At 62.7% G+C, this 15,337-nt stretch carries 13 protein-coding genes; 7 read left to right on the top strand and 6 right to left on the bottom strand.

The window, feature by feature from the left end; genetic code table 11:
• Positions 1–89 precede the first annotated feature (89 nt).
• On the bottom strand, positions 90–758 hold the full coding sequence (locus V8Z65_RS15285) for a methyltransferase domain-containing protein (RefSeq protein ID WP_338721017.1): 669 nt from the start codon (positions 756–758) through the stop codon (positions 90–92).
• A 62-nt stretch (positions 759–820) separates the two neighbouring features.
• On the opposite strand from V8Z65_RS15285, the gene V8Z65_RS15280 reads away from it, so the two are divergent.
• Positions 821–1,702, top strand: a complete 882-nt coding sequence (locus V8Z65_RS15280; RefSeq protein ID WP_338721016.1) for a LysR family transcriptional regulator — start codon at positions 821–823, stop codon at positions 1,700–1,702.
• 61 nt (positions 1,703–1,763) lie between these two features.
• Here V8Z65_RS15280 and V8Z65_RS15275 read toward each other — a convergent pair whose 3' ends face one another.
• Positions 1,764–2,588, bottom strand: coding sequence for an AraC family transcriptional regulator (locus V8Z65_RS15275; RefSeq protein WP_338721015.1), 825 nt, complete (start codon positions 2,586–2,588; stop codon positions 1,764–1,766).
• 32 nt (positions 2,589–2,620) lie between these two features.
• Between V8Z65_RS15275 and V8Z65_RS15270 the strand changes: the two genes are divergently transcribed.
• Positions 2,621–3,055 (top strand): VOC family protein, encoded by a 435-nt coding sequence (locus V8Z65_RS15270; RefSeq protein WP_338721013.1) that lies wholly within the window; start codon positions 2,621–2,623, stop codon positions 3,053–3,055.
• A gap of 87 nt (positions 3,056–3,142) precedes the next feature.
• On the opposite strand, the gene V8Z65_RS15265 is transcribed toward V8Z65_RS15270, so the two are convergent.
• Both V8Z65_RS15265 and V8Z65_RS15260 read right to left on the bottom strand, forming a co-directional pair.
• The gene (locus tag V8Z65_RS15265; RefSeq protein ID WP_338721012.1) at positions 3,143–5,689 is read right to left on the bottom strand and encodes an FtsX-like permease family protein; all 2,547 of its coding nucleotides are present in this window, start codon (positions 5,687–5,689) and stop codon (positions 3,143–3,145) included.
• The gene (locus V8Z65_RS15260; RefSeq protein ID WP_338721011.1) at positions 5,689–6,435 is read right to left on the bottom strand and encodes an ABC transporter ATP-binding protein; all 747 of its coding nucleotides are present in this window, start codon (positions 6,433–6,435) and stop codon (positions 5,689–5,691) included. Before V8Z65_RS15260 ends, V8Z65_RS15265 begins: the two co-directional genes overlap by 1 nt.
• A 174-nt stretch (positions 6,436–6,609) precedes the next feature.
• Between V8Z65_RS15260 and V8Z65_RS15255 the strand changes: the two genes are divergently transcribed.
• Together V8Z65_RS15255 and V8Z65_RS15250 are read left to right on the top strand one after the other, a co-directional pair.
• Positions 6,610–7,131 (top strand): hypothetical protein, encoded by a 522-nt coding sequence (locus V8Z65_RS15255; RefSeq protein ID WP_338721010.1) that lies wholly within the window; start codon positions 6,610–6,612, stop codon positions 7,129–7,131.
• A 59-nt stretch (positions 7,132–7,190) separates the two neighbouring features.
• Positions 7,191–7,529 (top strand): GFA family protein, encoded by a 339-nt coding sequence (locus V8Z65_RS15250; RefSeq protein WP_338724043.1) that lies wholly within the window; start codon positions 7,191–7,193, stop codon positions 7,527–7,529.
• Positions 7,530–7,693: 164 nt separating this feature from the next.
• Here the strand turns inward: V8Z65_RS15250 and V8Z65_RS15245 are convergent, their stop codons facing one another.
• Positions 7,694–8,974, bottom strand: a complete 1,281-nt coding sequence (locus V8Z65_RS15245) for a Gfo/Idh/MocA family oxidoreductase (RefSeq protein WP_338721009.1) — start codon at positions 8,972–8,974, stop codon at positions 7,694–7,696.
• Between the two features lie 252 nt (positions 8,975–9,226).
• Here V8Z65_RS15245 and V8Z65_RS15240 point away from each other — a divergent pair, with 252 nt between their 5' ends.
• The 3 genes from V8Z65_RS15240 (at position 9,227) to V8Z65_RS15230 (ending at position 14,121) form a co-directional block, all read left to right on the top strand.
• Entirely contained in the window at positions 9,227–9,892 is a 666-nt protein-coding gene (locus V8Z65_RS15240; protein ID WP_338721008.1) for a GntR family transcriptional regulator, read from the top strand.
• Positions 9,893–10,012: 120 nt separating this feature from the next.
• A complete protein-coding gene (locus V8Z65_RS15235) occupies positions 10,013–10,987 on the top strand; it encodes an aldo/keto reductase (protein ID WP_338721007.1) in 975 nt (324 codons plus the stop codon).
• Positions 10,988–11,214: 227 nt separating this feature from the next.
• Positions 11,215–14,121, top strand: coding sequence for an insulinase family protein (locus V8Z65_RS15230; RefSeq protein ID WP_338721006.1), 2,907 nt, complete (start codon positions 11,215–11,217; stop codon positions 14,119–14,121).
• A 52-nt stretch (positions 14,122–14,173) separates the two neighbouring features.
• Here the strand turns inward: V8Z65_RS15230 and V8Z65_RS15225 are convergent, their stop codons facing one another.
• Entirely contained in the window at positions 14,174–15,181 is a 1,008-nt protein-coding gene (locus V8Z65_RS15225; protein WP_338721005.1) for an alpha/beta hydrolase-fold protein, read from the bottom strand.
• Positions 15,182–15,337 lie beyond the last annotated feature (156 nt).

Raw genomic sequence — 15,337 nt, 5'->3', positions numbered from 1 at the left:
CAGACGCACGGCTAACTGACTGTCATTGAGTGTTAGCACATAGCCTCACCGATTCGCCCAATGGCGGAAAGGGCGGTTCCACAGGCCAGTCAGGCGGGCTTGCGGGCAATGAGGAAAAGCGCGGCCTTGGGGGCGGGCCGCCAGTCATGTTCGATGACGAAGCCGGCCTGCTGCATATCGGCGCGCAATTGATCGGGCGTCATGACATTGAGCATGGGCAAAAGCCCGATGGCCCGGCCGAGCGGCGCCACATAGCCGAACCATTTCATGCTGTCGCCGAGACAAGCCGTGCTGGAAACGAAGCGGCCGCCGGGCTTGAGGATATCGAAGACCCGTGCGATCACGGCCTGCCGGTTCTCGAGCAGGTGCAGGATGGAGAGGCCCAACACCATGTCGTAGCTTTCGGGCGGAATGGCCATGGTGGTGATGTCGCCGCGCTCGAAGCTGACATTGCCGACGCCGGCCTCAGCGGCGCGGGCGCGGGCCATTTCGAGCATGCGGGCAGAAAAATCCACGGCGCGGACGCTTCGGACATGGGGCGCATGGGCAATGGCCGTGCCGCCGGTGCCGCAGCCAAATTCGAATATATCCATATCCGGGGTGAGATGGGCCTGGGTGCGCGCCAGCTTGGTGCGGTAGACCTGTTCATCGGCAATAGGCTGGGCGGCATATTTGTCCGCCAGCCGATCCCAGAATGCGCTCAGTTCGGCCATGGTCGGGTTCCGGTCGTGCAATTCGCCTGGAAATGTAATGGCCATCGGGGAAAAACAAAATTGCACAAATTGGTAGAAGAACTATACATAAATGCATGAATGAGCCGATGGGCAAACCAGACTGGAACCAGATGCGGGCGCTATTGGCGACCGTGGAAACCGGCTCGCTTTCGGCGGCGGCCAAGCGGCTGGGCCTGACCCAGCCGACACTGGGACGCCAGGTGGCGGCGCTGGAGGAACGCCTGGGGCTGGCCATATTCGAGCGGGTGGGCCGCAGCCTGGTCCTGACTGAAGCAGGACAGGGGCTGGTGGCCGACCTCAAGACCATGGGCGCGGCGGCCGAAAGGGTGAGCCTGTCGGCAGCGGCGCAATCGCAATCGATCGAGGGCGTGGTGCGGATCACGGCGGCCGATATTTATGCCGGGCATGTCTTGCCGCCCTTGCTCGAAAGGCTCAGGCGGGAGGCGCCGGCCATTAATGTGCAGGTCCTGGCGGTGGGCGCGATCAGTGACCTGTTGCGGCGCGAGGCCGATATTGCCATCCGGCATGTGCGTCCCGACCAGGATGGGTTGATCGCCCGGCGTTGCAAGGACACCGTGGCCCGCATTTATGGCACGCCCGACCTTATCGCGCGGCTGGGCCATCCGCGCAGCGGCGCGGACCTGGCCCGGGCCGATTTTGTCGGGGCCATGGAGGGCAATGAAGATTTCATTGCCGAAATGCGGCGACGCGGCGTGCCGCTGGACGCTGACAACTTCCGTCTCACCACGCAAAGCGGCATGACAGGCTGGGAATGGGTGCGCCGGGGCCTTTGCCTGGGGGCTATGGTCGAGGCGGTGGCGCGCGAAACCCCGGAGGTGAAGGTGGTGGTGCCATCCATCGAACCCATAGCGGTGCCGGTTTGGCTGGTGACGCATCGCGAATTGCATACCAGCCGGCGGATCCGGCTCGTCTTCGATATGCTGGTGGAGTTTTTCCTAAAGGCATAGCGTGCGATGGCAGCGTTCATCACCTCTCTTCGCAAGCGGGACGGCCTCCACTCGCGTCGGCCTATTCGGTCAGGCCCTTCTTGTATTGAATTGGGGTGGCACCCAAGACAGTGGTGAAGTCGGTGATGAAATGCTGCTGACTGGAATAGCCCAGGTCGTAGGCGATGCCGGCCCAGTCGGGCGCGTCGCTGTCGCGTATCTGGGCGGCGGCGGCGAGCAGGCGCTTGCGCTGCAGCAGCCATTTAAGGCCGATGCCGAGATAATCGCGGAAGGTCTGTTGCAGCCAGCGATCACTCTTGCCGAAGGCCTTGGCGACCGCCGTCACGGTGGCGAGGTTCTCGTCGGTTTCGACGGCGGCAATGATGTCGTTGATGAGGGCGATCGTCCGGTCGGGCGGAGGCGCGGCTAGGCGTGCCATGATGGCCGGGATGGCTGCATCGTCGTCAAGGGCGAGGATGGCTTTGATGCCTGAAGCGTCGGCCCAGGGGAAGACCCCAGCGAGGGAGACAAACTTGTCCTGCAGGTCGGCCATTTCGCCGGGCCAGAAAGCATGGAAGGCGCCGGGCAGGAAGCGGATGCCCAGAATGCGTCCGGAGCCGGCGGCTGAATAGGTGCGCTTACCACGGAACGTGCCCTGAATGCCCGATTCCTGGGCGGAGAGGAAGATATCGACATAGGGACGGTGCATAAGCTCGGGCGAAGCATAGTGACCTTGGTCGCCGTCCCAGCGGATGATCCAGAAATGTTCGACGAAAGGCCTGAGTTCCCGTGGCGGAGCTATGGTGCGGAACTGGATGTGGCGGGCAAAACCGGCTGGATCGAGCCTTCCGCGTGGATCGTATCGTTCTGCGGGTTTTTGAAATACGGGTTCGGGCGCGTCGGGCATGGTGGGTGCATCAACAACCAAGGAACGAGCAAATGACCACCAAAAACAAGCATTTCCTGCGCGGCATGGCCACGGTAAACTTCTTCGCCGACGACATGATCGCGGCGCGCGACTGGTATGCCGAACTGTTCGGCCTTGACGCCTATTTCCAGATGCCGAGCAAGGACGCGCCGGCCTATGTCGAATTTCGCATCGGAGACAGCGAAGACGAATTCGGCATCATCGACCGGCGCTACGCCCCCGATGGCATGCAGGCCGGCCCTGGTGGAGCGATCCTGCTGTGGCATGTCGACGATATCGAAGCGGCCTTTTCCCGCCTGATCGCCCTGGGGGCCAAGGAATATGACCCGATCACCAAACGGGGCGAGACCGGGTTCGTGACGGCCTCTGTGGTCGATCCGTTCGGTAACGTGCTGGGGATCATGCACAATCCGCATTATGTTGCGGTCCTGGGGAAGGTGGCTTAGCGGCGGGTGGCCTAGCGGATCCGTGTTTCGATGCCTTCTGCTTGCCGCCCCCTATCCCTATCGAAGGAGGCAAGCAGAGGCACCCTCCTACAAGTCCCGCAGCAGTCTTGCCGGGCGGGCTGAAGCGGCGCGGAGGATGGTCATGGCGCCCAGAATGGCTGTGATCACGACCGCAATGGCCAGTACGACGACGATAATGTCGAGTTTGAGCGTGAATTCGACCGCCAGCAGCAGGCCGCTGACGAAACGGCCCATGCCGATGCCCAGCGCCAGGGCCGGTATCGCAGCCAGAAGCGCCAGGACGAGATATTGCAGGAAGGCCGAGCCGATCAGCTCGAAACGGGTGGCGCCGAGCACTTTGGTGATGATGGTATCGGCCTCGCGCTGGCGGCGGCCGGTCGAGAGGGAGCCGATCAGCACCAAAAGGCCGTTGCCCACGGCGAGGCCGCCAATGAGGCTGGCGGCAAAGGAGAGCTGGCCAAGCGCGTCGGTGACTTGCTTGAGCGTGTCGCCCACCGAGATGAAACGGATATCGGGCAATTCGGCCGCCAGGAGCCGCGTGACATCTTCTTCCCGGCCGGGAGCGGCGGTGACGGCGGCAAAGAGCGTTGTGGGATAGTTTTCGATCACGCCGGGCGAGAAGGTGGCCAGAAAGTCGATGCCACCCTGCCAGGAATAGTCGCGGAAGCTGGCAATGGTGACGGTGACCTCTTCGCCGAAAATCGAGAAGGTCAGTGTATCGCCCAGATCGACACCAAGGCCATGTCGCAGGCTTTGATGGAGGCTGACAAGGCCGGGGCCCGCATAATCGTCCGGCCACCATTGCCCCGCGGTGACGCGCGAGGATGCGGGCAAGTGGGTGCGGAAGGTCAGCGGCACTTCACCGGCCAGAAGGAAGGTCGCCTCGGGGCCGCGCGTCACCAGTTCGCCGGCTGGCGTTCCGGCAACATCGACAAGGGCGCCGCGCAGCATGGGCGTAGAGACGAAGCGGGTAATGCCATTGCCCGCCAGGGCCAGGGCTTCGAGATCCTCTACCTCGTCGGGAAAGAGGTCGGAGCCGACCAGGGTGGGCGCGTCAAAGGCCGATGCGCCGAGAAATTCCTGCTGCAGGTTGGTCTGCATGACCAGAACGATGATTAGCATGGTCAGCGCCATGCCGGCGGAGACGGCGACGGCAGCGGCGTTCTGGCCAGCGGCGGAAATATTGCGGAAGGTGTGGCGCAGGACGCGCGGACCCGCCTCGGGAAGACGGGCCAGGCCAGCCTGGGCCAGGCGAATGAAGAGCTGGAAAAGGAGCGCACCCAAGGCGCTGGCCAGGCCGAAGCCGAGAACCAGCGGCGCATCGCCGGTCATCAGCCAGGCGAGCAGGAAGAAGGCCAGGACGGCCAGCAGCAGCGGCAGGGCCTGCCAGGAGAGCAAAAGCGCGCCCCAATCGACCGGTGGCGCGTCCAGCCCCTTGGACCGGAACAGCAGCATGGGCCGGATAGTCTGCGACTGCACCAGGGGCAGATAGGCAAAGGCGAAGGCGGTGACCAGGCCCGTGCCGGCCGCGATGGCCAGAGGCTGGATATGCACGGCGGGCGCCAGCGCAATGCCGACGGCGGCGCCGATGCTGGGCAGGATGAACCAGGCCACGCCGGCACCGATGACCAGGCCGATGCCGACGCCGACCAGGGCCAGGGCGGTGACCTGGGCCAGGAAATGAATGAAGACGCGGGCGCGGTCGGCACCGATGGAGCGCAAAATGGCGATCACGCCGGAGCGCTCGGCAATATAGGCGCGCATACCGGTCCAGACGCTGACGCCGCCGATCAGCAGCGAGCCTAGCCCGACAATGAGCAGGAAGCGCATGAAGAGATCGTAATAACGCACCATCTGCCCCAGCCCGTCGCGGGCCGAGCGCACGGTCCAGCCCTTGTTGCCAAATTGGGAGACGGCAGTGGCGAGGCCGGCCTCCACGTCGCGATCGGTCAGGTGAATCTTGTAGCGATACCAGGTGCCCAGGCCCGGCAGGGGCGAGGAACGGTCGCTGACCGTGGCAAAACCATCGCTGGAAATCAGTGTCGGCAGGCCCAGGCGGAAGCCGCGCACAGGCCCATCGGGCAGGCCGATCAGGGTGCCGCGTATGGCAAATTCGGTGCCGCCCAGGCTGAAGGTGTCGCCGACCGCAAGACCGAGCTGATCGAGCATGACGCCATCGATCAGCGCGCCGGGCAGGCCATCGGTTTCGGCCAGCAATTGGGCAAGGTCCTGATCCGGAGGCAGCTGCGGGCTTTTGACCGATCCAAGGAGCGGATAGAGGGGGCCGACCGCGCTGACATCGGCAAAAGCTTCTTCGTAGAAAGTTTCGGCGCGCAGATTGGTGTCGATGACCTGGGCCACGCGGCCCATGGATTGCATGGCGATGAGCTCTTCGGGCGTCGCCAGACGGTCGGCGCGAGACAGCTCGATATCCCCGCCCATGATTTCGGCGGCGCCGGTCTCAATGGCGCGGGTGATGCTGGTGCCCACCGAATTGACGCCGGCAATCAGCGCCGTGCCGACGGCCAGACACACCACCAATAGAAAGAAGCGCCGCAGATCGCCCCGCATGTCGAGCAGGCCGATCCGGGCGGCGGCCAGGACGCCGCGCATCACTTGGACGCCCGCTTGCGCGGTGCCGCTTTTTGCGTCGACGCTGTTTTGGGGGCGGTGGTTTCGGTGAGCTGGCCCTGGGTCATGGTGAAGACGCGGTCGGCCTTGGCGGCCAGGGCCGGATCGTGGGTGATCAGGACCACGGCGGTCTTGTTGCGGCGGGCCAGGTCGAACATCAGGTCGACCACCACAGCGCCGGTCTTCTGGTCGAGATTGCCGGTGGGTTCGTCGGCCAAGAGCAAAGGCGGGTTGGCAACACTGGCGCGGGCCAGGCCCACGCGCTGCTGCTCGCCGCCCGAAAGGGCGGAGGGGCGATGATCGAGCCGGGCCTCGAGCCCGACGGCGGCGAGGGCCGCTGCGGCCTTTTCGCGCACCTGGGCCATGCTGAGGCCGGGTTCGGCGATTTCGAGCGCCAGCCCGACATTGTCGAGAGCGCTGAGGGACGGGATCAGATGGAAGCTCTGGAAAACAATGCCCAGGGTGTGGCGGCGGAAGCGCGCCAAATCATCTTCGTCCATGCCGCCAAGGTCGCGATCATTGACCACGACCTGCCCGCCCGTGGCCTTTTCGAGGCCGGCGAGCAGCATGAGCAGCGAGGTCTTGCCACTGCCCGAGGGGCCGACAATGGCCACCACTTCGGCCGGGGCCACGGTGAGCGAGACTTTGCGCAGAATATGCAAAGGGCGCCCCGCCACGTCCAAAGTGTAGTCCACATCGCGTGCGCGGATGATCGGTCCGGAGGTCATGTCCGATTATTTCCCCTCATTGGCGGGTCTGGCCCGTTCTGGGCTGCCCGTCTCATTATCCAATAGTGGTTGGGTGATTCGTAACAATGGCGTCAATTGCTGGACATTTTTTACTGGTGCTGTGTCTAGAGTGCTGGCAGACATGATCCGCAGGCGGCATTCGAGGGGGTAGACGTGACGTATTGGCTGCGAACAATTCTGGTGGCCCTGATGCTGGCGGCGACGGTGCTGACAGCCGGGGTGGCGCAGGCCGGTGTGCGCGAGCTCGATCTGTTGTCATCCTATATTGGCGACTGGCGCGGCGAGGGGGCGCTGATTGGCGGGGACCAGCCCGAGCCGTTCCGCTGTCGGTTGAGCGTTGCCCAGGGCAATCTGCTCAAGATCAATTATACCGGCCGCTGCAGCCTGGTGAATGCGACGCTCTCGATCAGCGGCACCATTGCCTATAATGACGAGGCCCGGCGCTATGAAGCGGCGATGAGTTCCAATGCGGGCTATACGGGCCTGGCCATCGGGCGGCAGTCGAGCAACTCCATCAGCTTCGACCTGCGCGAGCAGCAAAAGGACCGGGCCGGTGGCGATGTGCGCATCGGCGCCAAAATCCTCCTCATCAATGATCGCATCACCGTGGATTTCGAGGTGGAATTCAACAATTCGGGCGATGTGCTGACGGCGAGTGTGCCGTTTAACCGGTAGCGGCCTTGTTCAAGGGATCCTGTCTTTGCGGCGCGGTATCGTTCGAACTGCGCGGGGACATGCCGCGCGCCACAGCCTGCCATTGCTCAAGGTGCCGCAAGGTGACCGGCAATTTCGAGGTGGGCGTTGACGTTAAAAAGGCAGATCTCATCATTCATGGTGACGATCGACTGACTTGGTATTTTTCCTCGGAAGATGTTCGCCGCGGGTTCTGTTCGATCTGCGGGGCGCCGATGTTTTTCGATCCGCCAGCAGCGGACTGGATTGGGCTTATGCTGGGCGCGTTCGATGGCCCGACGGGCACCAAAATTGCCGAGCATGTCTTTGTAGGCGACAAGGGCGACTACTACGACATCTGCGACGGTGTCCCGCAGTTCGAGACGGTGCCGGGGCGGTAAAGATACCCGGCTGGTGACGGGGGGATCTGTCTCTCCGTAATCGCGATTCCGCCTCGGGCTCGACCCGAGGACTTTTCTCAACCTGCGCCGTCGTTTTGGGTTGCCGAACAAAAGGCCCTCGGATCAAGTCCGAGGGCGGCTCGGTGTTGTTGGGGCTTTGGATTCTAAAGCTTCACCAGCGTTTTCACATCCACCGGCAGGCCTGTCGCAAAGCTCTTGTTGGCGGCGATGCCGGTGAGGATGGAGAGGGCGCCGTCGCGGTGGTTGGCGCCATAGCCGGGGCGCGGGGTGGCGTTACCGAAGATTTCCTCGAGCATGATCTTGTCGCCGCCGCCATGGCCGCCTTCGCCATGCTGGACCGGGACGACGCGCGGTTCGCCATGGAGCGGGAAGTGGTAGAGTTTCACCCCTTTGGCCGCACCCTCGGTTTCCGAGCCGGCACCGGCATTAATGTAGGAATTTTCGTGCACGGTGAGTTCGAGCCTGCCGCCAGTGCCGTTGATGGCGACATTGAAGCCTTCCCAAGGGGCATAGGCATAGAGGGAATAGGTCATCACCGCCTTGTTGCGGTAGCGGACGATGACGTTCATCGTGTCTTCGATGGAGATGCCGTCGCCGAAAACGTTCTGGTCACGCTGGTAGCCGTCTTCCCCCTCGGCGTCCCAATAAAGGCCCTTCTGGATGGGGTTCGCGGTCAAATCGATGGCGAAGGGATCGTTCTTGGCGGCCTCGACGCCGGTGGTGCGGGTATAGGGCGTGAACACACCCCGCTCCTCGGCATTGGCGCGACCGTAGAATTTGAGATCGCCCATGCCGAAGACGGTCTCGGGCTGGCTACCGAGCCAGAAATTGACCAGGTCGAAATGATGGGTGGATTTGTGGACCATCAGGCCACCGGAATTGCGCTTGTCCCGATGCCAGCGGCGGAAATAGTCGGCGCCGTGGCGGGTATCGAGCAGCCATTCGAAATGCACCGAGGTGACCTTGCCGATGGCGCCTTCGGCGATCAGCTCGCGCAGGGCCGAATTGTGCGGGGCATAGCGGTAGTTGAAGGTGACGCGGACCTGCCTGCCGGTGCGCTCGACCGCATCGAGAATGGCCTGGCACTTTTCGGGGTCCGTGGTCATCGGCTTTTCGGTGATGACGTCGCAGCCGGCCTCGAGCGCGGCAATGATATAGAGATGATGGGTGCGGTCGATCGAGGTCACGATGACGGTCGAGGGCCGGGTTTCGGCGATCATCGCAGCGAAGCTGGAGGCTTTGTAGGTCGGCACGGCGGTGCCGCCGAGTTCGTCAACGATGACCTTATTGGTAAAATCCATGCGCAGCTGGTTGGTGTCGCACAGGGCCACCAGCCGGGCCTCGGCGCGGTGCGGCCCCAGGATCGCCTCGTAGAACATGCGTGCGCGACCACCGGTGCCCACAAGTGCGTAGGTCTTGGCCATTCGTTCTCTCCAGTCTCGATATTCGTCCAGGCGCAACCCTCGCACAGCCGCGCGTGGCATTGCGTCTACCATACAAGATTGCAGAAATGTACTGTTTCTTTGTACAGTTCACGGCGCGGGACTTGATGCGGCACGGGAGCCGGTTCGCGCGATTGGGGTCAGAAACCTGTGGAAGATGGCAAACAAGTGGATCGGGACCGGCGCCGTTCGTCCCATGGTTCCGAGATGGAATCGGACCGGATTGGAACCAGGATGAGCGAAGCGCGGGAAGGAACAATTGCCTTTCGCGTGGTCGTCGCGTTGCGTGACGAGATCGTCAGCATGGGCCTAAAGCCAGGCGATGTGATTTCCGAGAGCGATATTGCCGCCCGCTATGGTGTGTCGCGGCAGCCGGTCCGCGAGGCGTTCATCCGCCTGGCCCAGCAGGGATTGCTACTGATCCGACCCAAGCGCGCGACGGTGGTGAAAAAGATATCGCCTGACGGCGTGCGGCAGAGCCGGTTCATTCGCGAAAGCATCGAAGTGGAAATCATCCGCCGCGTGGCCACCAATCCGGGCACGGACGTTCCCGAGGTCCTGGGGGCGCTGATTGCCGACCAGGAGGCGGCCTCAACGGCCAATGACAGCCGGCGCTTCCACAAGCTCGATGAATTGTTCCACCGCACTTTGGCGCGGTTGGCGGGTGTGGAATATGCTTGGCAATTGATCGATGATCACAAAATGCAGCTCGACAGGGTGCGCTACCTGACGCTGGGCGTGTCCTCGAGCCAGCGCGCCATTGCCGAACACAAGCAGATTGCCGAAGCGGTGGGCCAAGGCGATGTGGCCGGTGCGGAAGCGGCCATGCGCGCGCATCTGGCGCGCGCCGAAGTGCTGCTGAACCAGACCATCTCCGATTTTCCCGACTATTTCGAATAGGCGGGGCGGGCCGATGAGACCGAGGCGGCGTCAAGGTGCTGCGGTCCGGGCAAAAGCGGTTTCCTCGGCCTTGCGACATGTTTAGGGTGCGCCCAGATGAGCGAGAGTGGGAGCGACCCAATGAAGACGCGGCGATTGGGCAAGACGGGCTATGAGGTCAGCGAGATCGGGCTGGGGTGCTGGCAGCTCGGCGGCGATTTCGGACCGGTCGGCGACGAGACGGCCAATGCCATTCTGACCCATGCGCTCAATGCCGGGATCAGCTTCTGGGACACGGCAGACGTCTATGGCGGGGGCCTCAGCGAAAGCCGGATCGGGGCCCATGCCAAGGGACCCAATGTGGTTGTGGCGACAAAGCTGGGGCGGGGCGGCGGACTTTACCCTGATGGCTATTCGAAGCAGGCCGTGCGCGAAAGCCTGGTCGGTTCGGCCAAGCGGCTGGGCGTCGACAGGCTCGACCTGGCGCAATTGCATTGCGTGCCAACCGACGTGCTGCGCGATGGCGCTATTTTTGGCTGGATGGACGAATTGCAGGCGGAGGGCCTGGTGCGCCATTGGGGTGCCAGTGTCGAGACGATCGAGGAAGGCATGATCTGTCTTGATCAGCCCGGCTGCGCCACGCTGCAGATCATCTTCAACCTGTTCCGCCAGGATGCGGCGGAAGAGCTTTTGCCCAAGGCGGCGGAGAAGGACGTCGGCATTATCGTGCGCCTGCCGCTGGCCAGCGGATTGCTGAGCGGCAAATACAGCAAGGACACACGGTTCGAAGCCAGCGACCATCGCAACTACAATCGCGATGGGGCGGCCTTTTCGGTGGGCGAGACCTTTTCGGGCATTCCCTTCGAGCGCGGTGTCGAACTGGTACAGACGCTCAAGGGCTTTGCACCCGAGGGCGTACCGCTGAGCCAGTTTGCCCTAAGGTGGATTCTCGACCATCCGCAGGTCTCCACAGTGATTGCGGGGGTCAGCAAGCCCGAGCAGATTGCCGACAATGTCGCGGCTTCCGAGCGCAAAAGCCTGTTCCCGGCGCTGATGAAACAGCTCGGGGCGTGGTATCAAACCGATGTGAAGCCGGAGATCCGCGGCGGGGTTTAGGCATTCTGCTGCTTGAGGGAGAAGTGGCGCGATGGGCGGAATGAGGGGATATGCCGCGAGCGCTGGGCCTTGGATGACGTCCTCCCTCTCCCGTCTCGGTCTGCGGCTGATCCACCCTTTTCGCAAGGGGGGAGGATCAGGAGGCTCACGGTGCCGCGCGCGCCACTAGCGGATCAGCCCTGCCGCACCTAGGTTAGGGCGACTACATTTCCAAGAAGAGTTCTCCTATGTCCCACCCCGCCTTCGAACTCGTCCGCGACGAGACTATCGCCGAGATCAGTTCGCAGGCCTTGCTCTACCGGCACAAGAAGACTGGGGCGGAGGTGTTGAGCCTCATTAATGCGGACGAGAACAAGGTCTTTGGCATCACCTTCAAGACACCGCCGGAGGATTCGACCGGCATCGCGCATATTCTCGAGCATTCGGTACTGTGCGGATCGCGCAAATATCCGGTCAAAAAGCCCTTTGTAGAGCTGCTCAAGGGGTCGATGCATACCTTTCTCAATGCGATGACTTTTCCTGACAAGACCGCCTATCCGGTGGCTAGCCAGAACCTCAAGGACTTTTACAACCTCGTCGATGTCTATCTCGACGCCGTGCTGTTCCCGCTGATCAGCCAGGATACGTTTGAGCAGGAGGGCTGGCATTACGAGCTGGAAAGCGCGAATGCGCCGCTGGTCTATAAGGGTGTGGTGTTCAACGAGATGAAGGGGGTCTATTCGTCTCCTGACTCGGTAATGCATACCCAGACCCAGACCGCGCTTTATCCCGATACGACCTATGGCAAGAGTTCGGGGGGCGATCCCAAGGTCATCCCGGACCTGACATATGAGCAGTTCAAGCGCTTCCATCAGACCTATTATCACCCCTCCAATGCGCGGGTGGTGTTTTCCGGCGATGACGCGCCGGACAAGCGGCTGGATATTCTGGATGCCTATTTCAGCCAGTTCGACAGGCTCGACGTCGATGCCGAGGTGAAGCTGCAGCCGCGCTGGAATGCGCCGCGCAAGGTTTCGGGCACCTATGCCGGGAGCGTGGATGGGGAAAAGCGTCGCGACGGCATGGTCTCGGTGAGCTGGATGCTCGATCCGCCCGGGAGCCGGGAAGAAACGCTCAGCCATGGCATGCTGAGCTATCTCCTGGCCGGCAATTCGGCAGCGCCGCTGCGCAAAAAGCTCAATGAAAGCGGGCTCGGGGAAGGCGTGATCGGGGGTGGTATCTCGTCCTATCTCCGGCAGCCCATGGGCGGGTTTGGCCTTAAGGGCGTTGATCCGGCCGATGCCGAAAAGGTCGAACAACTGGTACTGGAGACGCTGGCGGAGATCGCCGAAACCGGCTTTTCCGAGGAGCAGCGGGAAGCGGCGATCAATACGTTCGAGTTCAATTTGCGTGAGCAGAACACCGGCTCCTATCCGCGCGGCATGACCTATATGTTCACCGCTCTGGGCGGCTGGCTGCATGGCGGCGATCCGCTTTCCCCGCTAGTTTACGAGGAAGCGCTGGCCGCGCTCAAGCAAAAGGCCGCATCGGGACATTTCGAAAAGGAAATCCGGCGCCTGTTCCTGGACAATCCGCATCGTGTAACTTCGACCCTGGAGGCCGATCCCGAACAGGGCGCGCGTGAGGCCAAGGCGGAGGCCGACAAGCTCGCCGCTGTGCGGGCCGCTCTGGATGAGGATGCGCTCAAGAGCGTTCTGGAGCGCACCGAGCGCTTAAAGGCGCTGCAGGAGAGTGTCGACAAGCCCGAAGACCTGGCCAGGATTCCGACGCTGACGCTGAATGATCTCGACCGCGACATTCGCGTCGTGCCGACAGAGGAAAGCATTAGTGCGGGGGTGCGCACGCTCTATCACGACCTGCCGACGCTGGGGATTTTGTATCTGGATCTCGGCTTTGACATGCATGTGCTGGATAAGGCCGACCTGCCCTATCTGCCCCTGTTCGGACGGGCCTTGCTGCAGACCGGCACCAGCAAGGAAGATTTTGTTTCCCTGACCCAGCGCATCGGCCGCACCACGGGCGGTATCGCACAGCATCGTGGCCTTGCCAGCAAGCAGGACGGCTCGGGGACGGCCGCCTGGTTCTTCCTTTCGGGCAAGTCGGTGGCGGACAAGTTCGCCGACATGCTGGACATAATGAGCGACGTGCTGCTCGATGCCAATTTCTCGGACAGGGCGCGTTTCCGGCAGATGGCGCTGGAGGAAAAGGCGGGTTTCGAGGCGCGGCTGGTGCCCAGCGGCAATGGAATTGTCGATACACGCATCAAGGCGGGCTTGACCGAGGCGGGCTGGATTGCCGAGCAGATGAGCGGCGTGAGCTATCTCGATTTCCTCAAGGGGTTGATCAAGCAGGTCGAGAACGATTGGGAGAGCGTGGAGGCCAGGCTCGGCTCGATCCGCGCCAAATTGTTCAATCGCGGTCGCATGATCATCAATGTCACAGCCGACGGTGCGCTCTGGGGCGAGGCCAAGGGGGCGCTGGACAGCTTTGTGGGCGGCTTGCCGAACGCAGCCCTTGCCGACGCCGACTGGCCCCATAGGTTCGAGCCGAAAAACGAGGGCCTCGTGATCCCGGCACAGGTCAATTATGTGGGCAAGGGCGCTAATCTCAAGGCGCTTGGGGTGGAGCTCTCGGCTGCCTCCGCGGTGGCGCTGCGGCTCTTGAACACCACCTATCTCTGGGACAAGGTGCGTGTGCAGGGTGGCGCCTATGGCGGGTCGAGCCGGTTCGACCTCTCGTCGGGCAATTTTGCGTTCCTCTCCTATCGGGATCCGAACCTGCTCAAGACGCTGGAGGCCTATGACGGCGCGGCCAGAGCGCTGCGCGCCGAGATTGGCGAAACCGATCTGGTGCGCTCGGTCATCGGCGTGGTGGGCGACCTGGACCGGCCCGAATTTCCCGACGCCAAGGGCTATTCGGCCATGTGGCGGATTTTGAATGGCACAACCGACGCCCTTCGCCAGCAGCGGCGCGACGAAATTCTCTCGACCAGCCGGGCTGATTTCCTGGCCCTGGCCGATGCCATTGATCTGGTGGCGGAAAATGGCCATGTGGTGGTGCTGGGTGGGGAAGCGGCGATCAATGCCGCCAATGAGAAGAACCCGGGATTGCTGGAGGTCAGCAAGGTGGTTTAGCCCTTGGCCGGGCCTCCCCTGAAGAAGGGGGAGGGCGCCGGACAGTTCCAGGCTATTGGTTCAAAACCTCGGTCATCCAGGGCAGGCTGACATCCATGCGGTAATCGACACCGGAATGGTTGTCGGGGAACTCCTCATAGCGATGGGCGATGCCGCGCTGTTCGAGCGCCTTGTGAATGCGGCGGGTGCCGTAGAGAATGGCGTATTGATCCTCGGTGCCACAATCGAGGAAGAAGCCTTTCAATTTGCCGATGGCATCGGCATGCGATTTGACCATCAGGGCCGGGTCCCAGGCGAGCCAGTTTTCCCAGCGCTCGGGGATGATCTCGCAGGTGTCCAACGTCACCGGCAGCCTGAGGCCAAGAAAGGCTTGCGGGTCGGGATCGAAACTGGCGGCCTGGCAGAGGAACATCAGGGTCATGGTGTCCTTGCCATCGAGCTTGGGCTTGGCCTCAAAGGCCTTCATCCATTCCTCGATGGAATTGTCCTTTTTGGCGAGCGCCATCAGAACGTCGGGGAAACCCGCGAGATAGAGATGCTCGAAGCCGGCATCGCCGGAATGGCTGGCGGCGGCGGCCCATATGTGGGGATGGCGCATGGCATGAACCAGGGCGCCGAAGCCGCCGGATGACTTGCCGAAAACGCCGCGCCTGCCGGTGCCGCCGCAGGAGAATTTTGTCTCGACGGCTGGCAGCATCTCCTCGATCAGGAAATCCTCCCAGTTTCCCATGACCGGGCTGTTTACATATTGATTGCCGCCCAGGCGTGAGAAGCAATCGGGAAAGGCGACGACGACCGGCGCCATCTTGCCCTCGCCAATCAGGCGGTCGAGACGTTCGGGGACGTTTTCGGTGAAGGCCTTCCAGGCCGTATGAGCGGGGCCGCCCGCAGTATAGCCGACCAGATCGACCAGCAGTGGCAGGCCCTTGCCGTCATGGCCCGCGGGCACATAGACATCGACAATGCGCTCGGTGGGGTCGCCAAGCATATTGCCGGCAAGGGCTTTGCTTTCTACGGTCAGTCGGTGGATGGTTCCGGCGGGGTGGCTGGTGCGGCGCATGACGGCTCCGGGGCAGGGTGAACTCATCCCGGTCTTGCAGGCGGGCACCGAATTGGCAAGTCTGACGACGGCCACCTGACGGCGGCAGGAGGGACTTCCGCGCCCCGATCGAATAGGCTGGGCTGGCCTTGTCGCTGGCTGATGGCAAGGCAAAAG

Source organism: Devosia sp. XK-2 (assembly GCF_037113415.1).
In the GTDB taxonomy this organism is placed as follows: Bacteria; Pseudomonadota; Alphaproteobacteria; order Rhizobiales; family Devosiaceae; genus Devosia.
This window is presented reverse-complemented; position numbering and strand designations above follow the sequence as displayed.